The sequence below is a fragment of the Flavobacterium saliperosum genome (assembly GCF_900100625.1).
In the GTDB taxonomy this organism is placed as follows: Bacteria; Bacteroidota; Bacteroidia; order Flavobacteriales; family Flavobacteriaceae; genus Flavobacterium; species Flavobacterium saliperosum.
Genome location: NZ_FMTY01000010.1, coordinates 40,897 through 55,487, shown reverse-complemented (window position 1 = coordinate 55,487; position 14,591 = coordinate 40,897). Strand labels below are relative to the sequence as shown.

Here is a 14,591-nt window from a genome sequence, read left to right as displayed (position 1 = left end):
TTGTATCGTTTTCATTTTGGAGAAAAGTAAAGTGAAGAACTTGCAACTTCTTAAAATAGAGCGTTTTGTAATCTTTAGTTTAAAACTCCAACCATTAATTTGAAAGGATTTTTGTTTTTTGGACTTTACAAATGCAAAATACAATTACAGTGCAGCCCTGATTGCAGTGGAAATCTCCCGACACTATTAAAAAGTGGCGGGAATTGTAACGTAAAGCAGGAAAACGGATGGCCAACATAAACCAAGCCAATCGCTCCAAATAAGAAAAAACCAATCCGTAATGAATTGGTTTTGTGTGTTTTATCCGTGAACGGTTTTCTGTTTTCCGTAATTGGTAATGATACGGCCTTCGTAGTCTAACCATTCTTTCCAACGCTTGTCTACATCGACTTTTTCGGAATATTTCTTCGCCAACTTTAAGAAAGTCGTGTAGTGCCCGGCCTCACTGACCATTAAATCATGATAGAATTTGGCTAATTCCTCATCCTTTATATTTTGGGAAAGTATCCGGAAACGCTCACAACTTCTGGCTTCAATCATCGCGGCGAAGAGCAAACGTTCAATTAATGAATCGTTTCGGCTGCCGTCTTTTTTCGAAAATTTAAAAAGTTCGCTCACGTAATTGTCCTTGCGCTCACGACCTAAAGTGAGTCCGCGTTGCTTAATAATATCGTGCACCATTTGAAAATGTTCCAATTCTTCACGGGCAATTTGAGTCATTTCGGTAACCAATTCTTCATTTTCGGGATTTTGTGCGATGATGTGAATCGCATTTGTTGCCGCTTTTTGTTCACACCAGGCGTGATCAGTGAGTATTTCTTCGATATTCGATTCTACGATATTCACCCAACGAGGATCGGTAGCTAATTTTAAACCTAACATTTCATATTATTTTACACAAAATTAAGTTCTTTTTTGGATTTGTAACCGGATGCGGAGTATTTTTGAGCATGCAGAATAAAAAACTCTTAATCATCAGTTCGGTTTGGGTCGAACCAAAGTCTTCCGCGGCAGGCAGTCGAATGTTGCAGCTTATCCTTTTCTTTCAGTCGCAAGGCTATGACATTACGTATGCAAGTACTTCTGTAAGTTCGGATTTTGCGGTTGATTTGGCTGGAATCGGTGTGGAGAGCCGCTTAGTAAAGATGAATAGTGTCAGTTTTGATGAATTTATCGTTGATTTACAGCCGGAAATAGTCCTTTTCGATCGTTTCATGGTGGAAGAACAATTCGGTTGGCGGGTGGCCAAATATTGTCCAAATGCGTTGCGAATTTTGGATACCGAAGATTTGCATTGTTTGCGGGATGCCAGACAATTGGCTTACAAAAAGCAATTGGAATTCAATACAACCCTGTTGTTTTCAGAGGTTGCAAAACGGGAAATCGCCAGTATTTTTCGTTGTGATTTGACATTGATGATTTCGGAATATGAGATGGAATTGCTGCAATCCATTTTTAAAGTTGATACAACGTTGTTGTTTTATCTTCCTATAGTTGTTGATGTTGCTGCAGTCAATGAGTTTGACAAGCTTTTGTCTTTTGATGACAGAAACGATTTTGTCTTTATCGGTAACTTTCTGCACGAGCCGAATTGGAATTGCGTGCAGGTTTTGAAAACCGAGATTTGGCCGTTTTTAAGTAAGCAACTTCCAAAGGCTAATCTTTTGATTTATGGCGCTTACCCGTCGCATAAGGTATTTCAGTTGGATAACCCCAAAGAGCGTTTCCATATCAAAGGACGTGCTGAAAATGCTGATGAAGTAATCGAAAAAGCAAAGGTGCTATTAGCGCCCCTACGTTTCGGAGCCGGTATCAAAGGGAAATTGTTGGAAGCGATGTTATACGGAACGCCTTCGGTGACAACGACTGTTGGTGCTGAAGCGATGCATGGTGATTTGCCTTGGAATGGTTTTATTGAAGACACCAATGAAGGTTTTATTGAAAAAGCAGTTGCCTTATATTCGGAGGAAGCGCTTTGGAATGCTGCGCAACAGTATGGATTTGAATTGGTTAGAAAACGTTTTTCAGGTAGCGAATTTTGGAAGGAATTGGTTTTTAAAATCAATTTTCTAACAGCAAATTTAGCGGAACACCGGCGCCATAATTTCATTGGAAGCATGTTGCAGCACCACACTTTGCAGAGTACGCATTATATGGCAAAATGGATAGAGGAAAAGAATAAAAAATAAACCGCTCTTTCGAACGGTTTTGTATTAGGTGTTGATTTCCAGATCACGGATATAATCTTCATATTCGTAGAAAAAGCGCTCAAAAGCATCCATTTTTTCATTAAAAAAGTCAAAAATGTCGTTCCAGGAAGCTTTGTTAAACAAACTGATTCCGGTTTTCTCCACCCAGATTTTGCTGATGCACTTTCCGTTTTCCAGATAAAAATTGCGTTCGAAAATGGCATCATCGAGATATTCTTCCAGTAAGATGGTTTTTAAGGATTCGATTTTTTCGTAATAGATTTTTCTCTTTTCTTCATCTTTGGGTTCAATATCAATCAAAACCTGAGCTTTCTTGTTATCCACATGAAATTTAAAGGTAAAATCTTTTATTTTGGTGTCATACAGCAACCATTTTCGGGGATAGGCTTCGGCAAAAGCGGTCCAGAACTCCTTTTTTATTTGCTGTGCTTCTTCTTTGCTAAACATCTTTCTGTGGATATAAGTTTGTTAAAACTATTTTTTGAGGTAACTTTATAGTTGGTGATTAAAAAACAGGTACAATGGATTTCTCGGAATTTTTGAAATACATTCCAAAAATAGAAAAAGAAAAGTTACTATCGGTGGAAGCGCACATGAAAATGGCACCTCTGGAGCGAGTTTCTTCACTTTCTACAAAGGATTATTTGGACAAAGACCCCAAAAAGGCTGCTGTCATGATGCTTTTGTACCCAAAAAATAACGAAACCCATCTGGCATTGATTGTTCGTAATTCCTATCCGGGAATTCATGCTTCTCAAATTGCTTTTCCGGGAGGTAAGGTGGAACCGGCGGACATTGATTTGCAATTTACCGCGCTTCGGGAAACTCATGAGGAGATTGGGGTTGCTCCTGAGGCTGTTCAGATCATAAAACCATTTAGCGAATTGTACATCCCACCCAGTAATTTTTTGGTATCGCCCTTTTTAGGAATTGTCGATGACGATGTTACTTTTGTTCCCAGTCCCTATGAGGTTAAAAGAGTTTTGGAATTGCCTTTGCGGGAGCTTTTGGACGACCGGATAATAACGAAAGTGGTGATGTCCACTTCGTATGCGGATAACATCAGCGTTCCGGTTTTTAATGTCGATAAATATGTGGTTTGGGGTGCTACTGCCATGATGATGAGCGAACTCAAAGAAACCATCAGAAAAGTGCTTTGAATAGATTGAAATGTTTAAATTTGCACCTCTTTTTTAGAACTAAATCTGTTGAGAATTATGGGATTATTTAAAAGAAATCCTTTTGGTCATATCCTTTTTATCAAAAAATGGCTGATCCGTATTTTCGGAGCATTGACGCACAGACGCTATCGTGGGTTTAATCAGCTTCATGTGGATGGTTCCGAAATCATAAGAGCCTTACCGGACAGAAATGTGCTTTTCATTTCCAATCACCAAACGTATTTTGCAGATGTTGTGGCCATGTTTCACGTTTTTAATGCCAGTTTAAAAGGACGCGAAGACAACATCAGGAACGTATTGTATCTTTGGAATCCGAAACTGAACATTTATTATGTGGCTGCCAAAGAGACAATGCAATCCGGATTATTACCACGAATTTTGGCTTATGTGGGCGCCATCACAGTGGAAAGAACCTGGAGGGCAGGCGGAAAGGATGTAGCCGAACATGAGAAAAAAGAAGTCAATCCCAATGATACCGAGAATATTAAAATTGCGTTGGCTGACGGTTGGGTAATCACGTTTCCGCAAGGGACCACCAAATCGTTTAAGCCGGTTCGTAAAGGAACGGCCCACATTATCAAACAACACAAGCCCATTGTGGTGCCCATCGTAATCGATGGTTTCCGACGTTCGTTTGACAAAAAGGGGTTGCGTTTGAAGAAAAAAGGAATTCTGCAGTCGTTTATCATTAAAGAACCGTTGCAGATTGATTATGAAAATGACACGATCGAAGAGATTGTTGAAAAAATCGAATATGCCATCGAACAACACCCGTCTTTTTTAAAGGTTATCCCTAAGGAAGAAATAGAAGTAATGGAAGAATTGGACAAACAGCGCCAATGGCATTATTAGCATAAAAAAAATCCCAATCAAAAACCGATTGGGATTTTTTTATTTTGAATTATCGATAATTATTGTTGTTTCTTATACAAAGTGGCGTTGTCCGCAAAATTAATCATGTTGATTTTTGGCGCTCCGAAAAGTTGAATTTCAGATTTTCCGGTTGCTGTAATGCTTATTTTGTTAGTTGCGTTTACACTTACATTACTGTAAGCCTCTGCAGTTAATTCCATTTCAGCGGCAATTAATTTTTTGGCTGTTAAATTGGAATTGTTATCCAGACGAATTTTGGCCATAGTGGCGTCTCCTTCAACATTTGCCGATGTTTTTTGGTATAAATCCAATTTCAGATTTTGCGTGGCAACCAAGGCTTTCAGTTCGGCATTTTTGCTTAATTCCAACGTAGCGGATTCGGATTTGATATTCAGTTCTGCTTTGGATTTATCGTTCATCAATAGAGTGAAATGAGTTGATTTCACATTGAGGTACGATTTGGAATAATCGTAATTCTTTATTGTGATTTCATCCAATTGCAAATCGGCTAATGAATTTAATTGTGCCTCCTGTTTTACGGTGATTAATTTTAAGATATCGGTATAAGTAACCCTTACGCTGAATTTTTTGGCACCGGTAACTTCTTTGGTGGAACTCAAACGAAGCGAGTTGCCCACCATTTCATATTTCAGCACATCGTGCAGATTATCATCGGCTTCAATCTCGATGGATTGTTTGTCTCCTTTTATGATGAAAATTTCCAGGTTGTCTTCAATTTCCAGATTTTCAAACGGTTCCACTTCTTTTTGGGTTACCGTTACTATTTTGGAACCTTTTATTTTTTCCTTTTTCTGCCCAAGAGCAACCGACGTAATCACTAATGCAATTAATAGAAAATAGACTTTTTTCATTTGGGGTTCATCTTTAGTTTACACAAATATAAAAAAAAACATCAGCTATTACTGATGTTTTTAAATTTTGATTATTCGACGCTGACACTTCCTCCGGAACTGACCTTTTTGTTAAGTGTTTTCGGTTCGTTTTCATAGGAAACCGAACTTCCGCTGCTGGCTTCTGCCGTCAATGTTTCGGATACGTTTAAATTGATTGAGCTTCCGCTAGAGGAATCGGCTACGGCGTTTTTTACGATTAAATCCTGTGCTTCAATTGTACTTCCGCTGGAAGATTCTGTTTCTAATTTATCGGCTTTACCGCTGATTCTGATTTCACTGCCGCTGCTGCTTTTACAACTCACAGTAGCCGCATTCACTTTCACATCAATTTCACTGCCGCTGCTTGAGGAAAAATCCATGGAGGTGTTTTCCAATACGTTTACGCTTGATACGGATGAACCGCTTGAGGTCTCTAATGAATTCAGCTTGGCCAATCTAACGAATACTTTTTTTGATTTCGCATTTCGGATATTTATATCAGCATAGATTTTTAATTCTCCGTCGGTGATTTCGGTTTTAATGTGTTCCTGTAAATTGTCATCGGCTTCCACTTTAACTTCCGTAGTGGAACCTTGCTCCAGAATGATTTCCAATCCGTTGCTGGCTTTAATCGAAGTGAAATCCGAAGAAATATTTCGATTTTTGGTTACTACGTTTCTGCTACCGTCCACTTTTTTAAGCGAACCGACATTCATAGTACATGAAGCGAATAGTAAGGCAACAACTGCTGCGATTACTACTTTTGTCAGGTGAATAACTACTTTTATCATAGTGTTGATTTTTTGTCCCGATAGTTATCGGGAGATTTATTTTGATTGAATGATGTCTCCGGTATTTACCGTTCCTTTTTTAATATTTTCTTGTGTCGAACCCAGAAAAATCGAATAATTGCTGAAATAGGAAGGTAAACCTTCGGCATCGTGACTGATGTTGTTTCTCATTTCAAAATGCAGGTGTGGAAAAAACGAACTTCCCGATGTTCCTATTTGTCCGATTTTCTGACCTTTCTTTACTTTCGCTCCGATTTTAAATGCTTTTGAACTTTCATTTTTTAAATGACCGTACATGCTGTAAACATCGGTGTCATGTTTGATTACAACATAGTTTCCGTAAAGCGCCATCGGATTGGCTTTTAAACTCGGAATATCAAAAGATTTGTCGTCTTTCTGATTGGTTTCCACAGCGATGATTTCTCCATCTGCCACTGCGGTTACGTCACTTCCGAATCCGAACCAGTCGGTGTTGTTTTCCCCTTTTCCGGTAAACTGTTTTCCTTCAGCATTCAGTACGACGAAATCATAAGCATAACGCATAAAATTCCCGTTGAACCCCAATTGTTTTATCGGCATGAATTCGTAATCGAACCGTCTGTGGTGCGAATAGAAATCGTGACCGTCATACACCAATACTTTTGATTGTAAAGGCAGATTAAAATCTACCAACTGATTGTATTCCATCGGAACCACCGTTTCTTTCACTTCAATGTTGTTGTTAAAAGTGAAGAGGTATTCCAGTTGGTGTGTTGCCGAATGCACCTCGTGAAAGGGGTTGAAAATCAGCCGCTGTGAAACACCATTCCATTGAATTTCAGGAATGGTGTTTATACTTGGTGCGGTACCGTTATTGTCTAAGAACTTTTGTTGAATTAATCTTTTGTTTTTGTCTAAAAGACGTACTTCCAGTCGGGTTAATCGCATGGTGTCTTTTGAACTGTTGCTGATGATGAAATCGAAATTAAGCGCTTTTTTGCTGTCTGTTTTTTCAATTATCGGATGCTCAGGTTGATGTTTGATTACGACATTCTGGGCATTTACAATACAACTTCCAAAACCAAAGGTTACTATTAAAAAATATTTGATTGATGATTTCATTTTTTAGTTTTTCGTAGTAATGATTACTTTGTCCTCTCTTACTTCGACACCTTCAACGGTTTTGTTGGTTACCTTTTCACGTTCTTTGATTTGCAAACCATTTTCGTTTATGGTAACGGTTGTTGTTTTACTTCCGGTACTGTCCACTTCTTCTTCGTAAAAATCTTCATCATCAGCCGGGCAGTTCAGACATTTTAATTCGTCTTTTTCAACTTTGTAATAATTCTGATCACTGTCCGTATAGAAATTGTAATTCGAATAATGATTGTTTAAATATTCCGATGTGTTTCCATCCGGGTGAATGATAGTCCCTTCCGGTAGGTAAAGGAAAATCTGTACTTCCTGATTACGGTATTTGTTTTCGATTTCAGTCAGTAAATAATTATCTAAAATTAATGTATTTCCTTGAATTTCAAAATTATATCTTATTTTTTCTGCACGTTTTCTTGCTTCGGATAACGATTTTCCTTCCGCTGTTCTTTCAATTTGAATATATGGCGCCTCAGTCGTTTTTAAGATGTGCAATTCAATATTGTTCGAATAGATTACCTCATTTTGAGTCGAATCCTGTGTGAAATGGAAATCGGTTTTTCCATCGGCCGTTTTTGAAAAATAGTCATTGAAACGGAATTTGATGTTTAACGTATCCGAAGGATTGATAAGCAATTGTTCTTTTTTAACCACTTTTCCGTCGTAACCGGTTTCTGTTGCCTGACGAACTCCGAAGTAGATAGAACTGATTACCGCGATGATCCAAAGCCCAAGTAAGGTAAGTTTTCCAAAACTTCCAATCGATTTCAAATTCGGCATTAGAATTTTCAATCCTAAAAGGAACAAAAAGAATAATGGAATTCCGATGGTGAAAAGCATTAGCGTTCCGATAAGCCATAAGGGTATTTCAGAGAAATTTCCGCCGTTAATTTCGTGAGCCCATGGCAGCGTTGGAAGTGCTGCCGAGAAAAGCATCATTAACGAAGCAACGATAATTCCGATCAAACTCATTGCTGAAAAAATCACGATAAACGCTCCGATTACTTTACCAATAGCTTTAAAAATAGTCATGAACACGTCTTCTATGGAAGAAGCTACTTTTTGGGCTCCGTCTTTGGCACCGTCAGCAATTTTTTTGTGATCGATGTTGTTGATGGTATCAGAGATTTCGCCAAAGCCTTCCTTTACTTTTTTCTCGATATTAGAAATGGTAATGGGTTGCCCGGTCATTTCCAGTTTTTCTGAAGTTGTTTTTGCTTCCGGTACTAAAATCCAAAGGATGATGTATGGAATGAATCCGATTCCCCAACTGAAAACCAAGATAACCATGATGATTCGTAACCAAAGCGGATCTACACCAAAATAATGTCCAAGACCTGCCAATACACCACCAAGCATTCCTTTTTCCTTATCACGGTACAATTTTTTTGAACCCGTCGGATTGTAGGTGGTATAGGTTGTTTGTGTTGTTTCGTCTTCAATACGGTAATCTTCCGGTTGTCCCATAACGGCAATAACCTGATCAATTTCGGATAGTGCGATTACCTGTTTTTCGTTTGAAAGTTTCTCCGATAAAAGTTCGGCAACTCTGCTTTCTATGTCGTTCATGATTTCGTCTCTTCCGTCTGGGGAAAGGGAACGTTTTATGGCATCAAAATAGCGACTTAATTTTTGATAGGCGTCTTCGTCAATATGAAAAGAAAAACCTCCTAAATTTATACTTACTGTTTTGTTCATGACTCTTAGTTTTGGCTGGTTATTATGTTTACGGCATCGGATAGTTCGGCCCAGGTGCCATTTAATTCTTTTAAAAATTCGTGTCCTTCATCGGTTAAACCATAATATTTTCTAGGCGGTCCCGATGTGGATTCTTCCCAACGATAGTTGAGTAATCCGTCGTTTTTTAATCGTGTTAGCAGCGGATACACGGTTCCTTCAACTACTAGCAGTTTGGCGTTTTTCAGTGTGTCTAAGATTTCGGAAGTATAGGCATCTTTTTCTTTTAATACAGATAGGATACAAAACTCTAAAACCCCTTTACGCATCTGAGCTTTTGTGTTCTCAATGTTCATAGATTCTCTTTTTTGTGGTTAAACTGATCATTTTTGATTGATTGTGATGATTGAAACTCTTTTTGTGATTTTATTTTAAAAAGGAAATACTCATTGGAAATCGGTAACGTTCTCCGTTGCTGGTTTTTACAGCAGCATATATGATTAGGAAGAACTCGGCGACTTTTAAAGCGGCAAACAGGAAAACGGCTGATAAAGCGATTGTTGCAATTCCGGTAATGTTTCCGGCCGTTAATTGCTCCAATTGAAAATCCCCTTGTTCAAACTGATGGATGCTTACATTGCTGAATATCGAATACAGTAATGTTGGAATGGCGATAGCAGCCAATACTAAGGAATACAACAACATACTCAATTGAAAATTCAACGCTTGTTTTCCGGTATAATCCACGAAGTCCGATTTGTCTTTTCGGAAGGCCCAGATTAAAATAGGGAAGAAATAATTTCCCAGCGGAATGAAATACTGTGTTAATGTACTCAAGTGTAAAACGGTTGCTGTGTTTTTTTCGGTTGACGTTGTCATGGTGTTTGATTTTGATGATTTTTTTCCGTTGCGCTCCAAACAGTTCGGCTGCGCCTCGGGTGATTTTTGATTGATGATTGAAACTCTTTAATTAATATTCTAACAATACTATATATAGGCTATTAATTTCTTATACAAAGATAAGTCTAAAAGAAGATACCTTGTAATACAAAGTACTTATGTTTAACAAATTTTTAACATTTAGATTGTGTACTTTAAGATCGTAAGTTATGATTTCTTGGACTTTGCTAAACTGATGGGTTGTACGGCATTTAAAATCGGGCTTTCGATTATCTGACTGTCTTGCTGTATTCTTTCCTCAATTGTTTTTTCACTTGTAAAAGGACTTGCATCTATTGAAATGTCAAGTTGATTGTCTTCAACATCTTGTTCTGTTAAAATTGTACTCTCGATTATCAGATTGTTTTCCGCTATAATTTCCTCCATGGTTTTTTGATAAGCGGTGACTGCGATGATTTCCATATTACCATTTGCGGCTTCTCTGTCCTCGTTGGTGTCTCTTCTTTCAGAGGAGCGATTGTCCAATGCGTTTTCAACTGAATTTGTTCTTGAAGTTACCGTTTGCGCCAAGCTCTCTTCTTTAATGAAGGATTGCTGTGCTAATGCTGAAATAACGTTTGTAATTGTTAATAAAGCGATTCCTAAATAAATAACTGATTTTTTCATGATGATTGATTTTTATAATACTATAGATAGACCATTAATTTCTTATACAAAGATAAGGCTAAAAGCAGATACCTTGCAATACAAAGTACTAATAATTAACATTTTTTTAACAATTGTAATTTTGTATGAATGCATAGTATTTTTTTGTACATTAGCCTAAAATATAGCGTTATGGAGTTTACACCGTCAAAACTGAATACTTTTTTATTTTTTAAATTGCCGTCTGCTTTTTGGAGCGGCGTACGCGTAAAACAGATTTCACCGTTAGAATGTGTGGTTTCAGTTAAGCACCGCTGGTTCAATCAAAATCCGTTTGATTCCATGTATTTTGCGGTACAGGCAATGGCTGCCGAACTTACCACGGGCGCATTAGTAATGTATCAGATCAAAAAAAGCGGAAAGAAAATTTCCATGCTGGTAGCTAACAACAAAGGCAACTTCACTAAAAAGGCAAGAGGTCGCATTACTTTTGTGTGTAAAGACGGGCACTTAATAGAGGAAGCCATTCAGCGCGCCATAACTTCCGGCGAAGGGCAAACCTTCTGGATGAAATCCATCGGAACCGATGAAAAAGGCGATCAGGTGTCGGAAATGGACTTTGAATGGAGTATTAAAGTAAAGTAATTCTGCATAAAAGTTAAACCTAACTTAATTAACATTTATTTTAGCCGTTTGCCTTTTAAATTTGTAATAAAAAGCTGAATATGAAAGTTTTAGTTACAGGAGCAACCGGGTTAATAGGGAAGGAGCTGGTTTCGTTGCTTTTGCAAAACGGAATAACAATTCATTATTTAACCACTTCTGCTAAGAAAATAGAAAGTGAGCCAAACTACCACGGCTTTTTATGGAATCCCCAAAAAGGTATAATTGATGAAAATTGCCTTCTTGGAGTCGATGCTATCATTCATCTTGCCGGTGCTACCATAGCCAAACGTTGGACCAATTCCTATAAACAGGAAATTATTGAAAGCCGTATTCTTACGACTAATCTTCTGTTTAATGCGCTCAAAAACAATCCCAATCAGGTCAAACAAATTGTTTCGGCTTCTGCTATCGGAATTTATCCCAGTAGTGTAACTGAAGTCTATTCGGAAGAAAACACCAGCATCAGTTCGACATTTTTAGGCACGGTTACCGAAAAATGGGAATATTCCCTGGAAAAGTTCAAACGTTTGAATATTACGGTCTGCAAGCTTCGTATCGGTTTGGTGCTGGCGAAGGAAGGCGGCGCATTGCCACAATTGGTAAAACCCATACAATCCGGAATGGGAGCGGCTTTCGGAACCGGAAAACAAATGCAGTCGTGGATTCACATTCACGATTTGGTCGCCATGTTTCTGTTTGCGGTTCAAAACAACTGGAGCGGAGTCTATAATGCGGTGGCGCCACATCCGGTGACCAATTCGGAATTGGTTAAAAGTATTGCCGAGGTGTTGGATAAAGACATTATATTTCCCAATGTTCCGCAATTCCTAATGAAGATGCTTTTAGGAGAAATGCATATTTTATTGTTTGAAAGTCAGAAGGTAAGTGCGCAAAAAGCTTTGAATAACGGTTTTCAGTTCAAATATAAAATCCTGGAAAAGGCACTCGATAATTTATTGGTATGAGCATAAAAAAAGCATTCGCCGTGGCGAATGCTTTTTAAAAATATAACGTAAGATGAATTAATAATTATTTCGTCGCTTTAACGCGGACTTGGATTTCGATTTCGTCGTTAATGAACTTATCTTTAAGGTTGTCAAAAAGAGATCTTGACGCATAGTTGATATTCCAATAGGTTCTGTTTAAGACCAAAGTGTCGCTGTCGATAGTAACTTCATTATCCGATACGGAAATGTTGGCGGGGAAATTAACAGATTTGGTTACATCTTTAAGGGTAAGATTTCCATAAACTATAGTTTTTCCTTCTTTTTCTTCAATACTGGTAATGGCAAAAAATCCGCTCGGGTATTTCTTGATGTTAAAAAAGTGATCTTGTCCTTCTTTGTCACCGGTTCCTTTTAAATGGGCTTCCAAATCTTCTTTTCCGTCGTCTGATTTTAAATCGGTAACGGTAATCGTGTTCATATTAATCGTGAATTTTCCCGATACCACTTTATTGTCCTTAACGAGGATTTCCCCATCTTTCAAATTAATGGTTCCGGAATGCTTTCCTGCCGGTTTGGACCCCGACCAGTTAATGACAGATTCTGTTGTGCTGGCCACATATTTTGCTCCTTCAGAAGAGATGGCTGCTTCCGTAGGTATTTTTGAATCCGACTCGTTTGCACCGTTTTTTTTGCACGAAACACTCATTAAAGCAGAAACTACAAGAAGGCTTAAAACAATTTTTTTCATGGAGATTATTTTTATGTGTTAGACAAATCTATTTATTCGTAAACAAAAACTTCTTAAAATTATATTAAAGTTAACCAAGATAATCTGTCTTTCCAATTTTTAAATAAAAAAACGAATGACAAATTGACATTTTTTACACCTTTGGCAATACATTTGCAATCCAAACAGCGATACAAGAAAATAATGTTCAAAAAAATATTTAAAAATATGAGCCAGGAAAGTACTGAAAACATCGAGAATGAACAGTTACAAAATGAAAATGTTTCAGAAAATCAGGAAATTGCCAATCCGGTACTGACTGCCGAAGAGCAGCTTGAGGAAGATTTAGCAAAAGAAAAAGACAAATTCCTGCGATTGTTCGCCGAGTTTGAAAATTATAAAAAACGTACTTCAAAAGAGCGTATGGATTTGTTTAAAACGGCCGGACAGGAAGTTTTACAATCCATGCTACCGGTAATGGACGACTTCGACAGAGCGCTTACGCAGATTTTAAAATCGGAAGATGAAGCCTTGGTTAAAGGGGTGGAATTGATTTACGAAAAATTAAAATCAACTCTGGTTTCAAAAGGATTGGAAGAAGTGGAAGTTAAAGCGGGAGATGCTTTTGATGCTGATTTTGCTGAGGCCATCACTCAAATTCCGGCAGGAGATGATATGAAAGGGAAAGTTGTGGATGTAGTGGAAAAAGGATACAAATTGGGCGACAAGATCATTCGTTTTCCAAAAGTAGTTATTGGGCAGTAAGCCAAAATAGATTTGACTGATGAAGAAAAGAGATTTATACGAAGTATTAGGAGTTGAAAGAAGCGCTACAGCTGAACAGATAAAAAAAGCCTACCGTAAAAAAGCGATTGAATTCCATCCCGATAAAAATCCGGGTGACAAAGCGGCGGAAGATAAATTCAAAGAAGCGGCCGAAGCCTATGAGGTTTTAGGGGATGCTGACAAAAAAGCACGTTACGATCAATACGGTCATGCCGCTTTTGACGGTGCCGGCGGATTTGGCGGAGGCGGTCATCACATGAACATGGATGATATTTTCAGCCAATTCGGGGACATCTTCGGAGGTGCCTTTGGTGGCGGTTTCGGAGGATTTGGCGGCGGTGGCGGCGGTCAACGCAGAATGAAAGGAAGCAATCTTCGTATCAAAGTAAAACTTACACTGGAAGAAATTGCCAACGGGGTAGAGAAAAAAGTAAAAGTAAAACGTAAAGTTCAGGCCCAAGGGGTAACCTACAGAACTTGTCCAACCTGTCATGGTTCGGGTCAGGTAATGAAAGTGACCAATACGATTTTAGGAAGAATGCAAACGTCTTCGCCATGTCATTCTTGTGGCGGAACAGGGCAGATGATAGACAGCAAACCCAATCAGGCCGATGCACACGGAATGGTAATGGAAGACGAAACCGTATCCATCAAAATTCCTGCAGGCGTTGTTGACGGTATGCAATTGAAAGTTTCCGGAAAAGGAAACGATGCTCCGGGTTCCAACAGTGTTCCGGGCGATTTAATCGTAGTGATTGAAGAAGTGGAACACGAGTTTTTAAAACGCGAAGGGGAAAACCTGCATTACGATTTGTACATCAGTTTTGCCGAGGCGGCTTTAGGGACTTCAAAAGATATCGAAGCAATAGGCGGAAAAGTGAGAATCAAACTGGAAGAAGGTATCCAATCCGGAAAGATTCTTCGTCTGAAAGGAAAAGGAATCCCAAGCATCAACAGTTACGGAAACGGCGATTTGCTGGTACACGTAAATGTCTGGACACCGAAATCATTATCCAAAGAACAAAAACAGTTTTTTGAAAAAGTGTTAACCGACGATAATTTTATTCCGAAACCTGAAAAAACAGACAAGTCTTTTTTTGAGAAAGTAAAAGACATGTTTTCATAATTTTTTTGTTGTTATGTTTTTAACATGACAATTTTTTC

17 protein-coding genes are annotated in these 14,591 nt (G+C 38.3%); 7 read left to right on the top strand and 10 right to left on the bottom strand.

Features of this window, described 5'->3' with window-relative positions; translation table 11 throughout:
• Positions 1 to 300: 300 nt before the first annotated feature.
• Positions 301 to 882, bottom strand: coding sequence for a MiaE family protein (locus tag BLQ05_RS13330; RefSeq protein WP_023577544.1), 582 nt, complete (start codon positions 880 to 882; stop codon positions 301 to 303).
• A gap of 68 nt (positions 883 to 950) precedes the next feature.
• On the opposite strand from BLQ05_RS13330, the gene BLQ05_RS13325 reads away from it, so the two are divergent.
• Positions 951 to 2,189: a glycosyltransferase family 4 protein gene (locus tag BLQ05_RS13325; RefSeq protein WP_035655027.1), complete on the top strand. Its 1,239-nt coding sequence runs from the start codon at positions 951 to 953 to the stop codon at positions 2,187 to 2,189.
• Positions 2,190 to 2,213: 24 nt separating this feature from the next.
• Here BLQ05_RS13325 and BLQ05_RS13320 read toward each other — a convergent pair whose 3' ends face one another.
• Positions 2,214 to 2,657, bottom strand: coding sequence for a DUF4268 domain-containing protein (locus tag BLQ05_RS13320; RefSeq protein WP_023577546.1), 444 nt, complete (start codon positions 2,655 to 2,657; stop codon positions 2,214 to 2,216).
• Between the two features lie 74 nt (positions 2,658 to 2,731).
• Between BLQ05_RS13320 and BLQ05_RS13315 the strand changes: the two genes are divergently transcribed.
• Positions 2,732 to 3,370 (top strand): NUDIX hydrolase, encoded by a 639-nt coding sequence (locus BLQ05_RS13315; protein WP_023577547.1) that lies wholly within the window; start codon positions 2,732 to 2,734, stop codon positions 3,368 to 3,370.
• Between the two features lie 57 nt (positions 3,371 to 3,427).
• Complete coding sequence (locus BLQ05_RS13310) at positions 3,428 to 4,243, top strand: lysophospholipid acyltransferase family protein (protein WP_023577548.1); 816 nt, start codon at positions 3,428 to 3,430, stop codon at positions 4,241 to 4,243.
• A 59-nt stretch (positions 4,244 to 4,302) separates the two neighbouring features.
• On the opposite strand, the gene BLQ05_RS13305 is transcribed toward BLQ05_RS13310, so the two are convergent.
• The 7 genes from BLQ05_RS13305 to BLQ05_RS13275 form a co-directional block, all read right to left on the bottom strand.
• Positions 4,303 to 5,136 (bottom strand): GIN domain-containing protein, encoded by an 834-nt coding sequence (locus tag BLQ05_RS13305; RefSeq protein WP_023577549.1) that lies wholly within the window; start codon positions 5,134 to 5,136, stop codon positions 4,303 to 4,305.
• Between the two features lie 71 nt (positions 5,137 to 5,207).
• On the bottom strand, positions 5,208 to 5,948 hold the full coding sequence (locus BLQ05_RS13300) for a head GIN domain-containing protein (protein ID WP_023577550.1): 741 nt from the start codon (positions 5,946 to 5,948) through the stop codon (positions 5,208 to 5,210).
• Between the two features lie 36 nt (positions 5,949 to 5,984).
• Positions 5,985 to 7,049 carry a M23 family metallopeptidase gene (locus BLQ05_RS13295; RefSeq protein ID WP_023577551.1) on the bottom strand — a complete coding sequence of 355 codons (1,065 nt, stop codon included), beginning with the start codon at positions 7,047 to 7,049 and terminating at the stop codon, positions 5,985 to 5,987.
• 3 nt (positions 7,050 to 7,052) lie between these two features.
• Entirely contained in the window at positions 7,053 to 8,777 is a 1,725-nt protein-coding gene (locus BLQ05_RS13290) for a PspC domain-containing protein (RefSeq protein WP_023577552.1), read from the bottom strand.
• 5 nt (positions 8,778 to 8,782) lie between these two features.
• Positions 8,783 to 9,112 (bottom strand): PadR family transcriptional regulator, encoded by a 330-nt coding sequence (locus BLQ05_RS13285; RefSeq protein ID WP_023577553.1) that lies wholly within the window; start codon positions 9,110 to 9,112, stop codon positions 8,783 to 8,785.
• A gap of 70 nt (positions 9,113 to 9,182) precedes the next feature.
• Entirely contained in the window at positions 9,183 to 9,635 is a 453-nt protein-coding gene (locus BLQ05_RS13280; protein WP_035655028.1) for a DUF4870 domain-containing protein, read from the bottom strand.
• A gap of 228 nt (positions 9,636 to 9,863) precedes the next feature.
• Positions 9,864 to 10,322, bottom strand: a complete 459-nt coding sequence (locus tag BLQ05_RS13275; RefSeq protein WP_023577555.1) for a hypothetical protein — start codon at positions 10,320 to 10,322, stop codon at positions 9,864 to 9,866.
• Between the two features lie 171 nt (positions 10,323 to 10,493).
• Here BLQ05_RS13275 and BLQ05_RS13270 point away from each other — a divergent pair, with 171 nt between their 5' ends.
• Together BLQ05_RS13270 and BLQ05_RS13265 are read left to right on the top strand one after the other, a co-directional pair.
• Entirely contained in the window at positions 10,494 to 10,946 is a 453-nt protein-coding gene (locus BLQ05_RS13270) for a DUF4442 domain-containing protein (RefSeq protein WP_023577556.1), read from the top strand.
• A gap of 80 nt (positions 10,947 to 11,026) precedes the next feature.
• Positions 11,027 to 11,932: a TIGR01777 family oxidoreductase gene (locus tag BLQ05_RS13265; RefSeq protein WP_074460145.1), complete on the top strand. Its 906-nt coding sequence runs from the start codon at positions 11,027 to 11,029 to the stop codon at positions 11,930 to 11,932.
• 64 nt (positions 11,933 to 11,996) lie between these two features.
• Here the strand turns inward: BLQ05_RS13265 and BLQ05_RS13260 are convergent, their stop codons facing one another.
• Positions 11,997 to 12,662 carry a YceI family protein gene (locus BLQ05_RS13260; protein ID WP_023577558.1) on the bottom strand — a complete coding sequence of 222 codons (666 nt, stop codon included), beginning with the start codon at positions 12,660 to 12,662 and terminating at the stop codon, positions 11,997 to 11,999.
• A gap of 207 nt (positions 12,663 to 12,869) precedes the next feature.
• Between BLQ05_RS13260 and BLQ05_RS13255 the strand changes: the two genes are divergently transcribed.
• Positions 12,870 to 13,406 carry a nucleotide exchange factor GrpE gene (locus BLQ05_RS13255; protein WP_394359137.1) on the top strand — a complete coding sequence of 179 codons (537 nt, stop codon included), beginning with the start codon at positions 12,870 to 12,872 and terminating at the stop codon, positions 13,404 to 13,406.
• A gap of 19 nt (positions 13,407 to 13,425) precedes the next feature.
• Positions 13,426 to 14,553 carry a molecular chaperone DnaJ gene (dnaJ, locus tag BLQ05_RS13250; RefSeq protein WP_023577560.1) on the top strand — a complete coding sequence of 376 codons (1,128 nt, stop codon included), beginning with the start codon at positions 13,426 to 13,428 and terminating at the stop codon, positions 14,551 to 14,553.
• Positions 14,554 to 14,591: the final 38 nt, after the last annotated feature.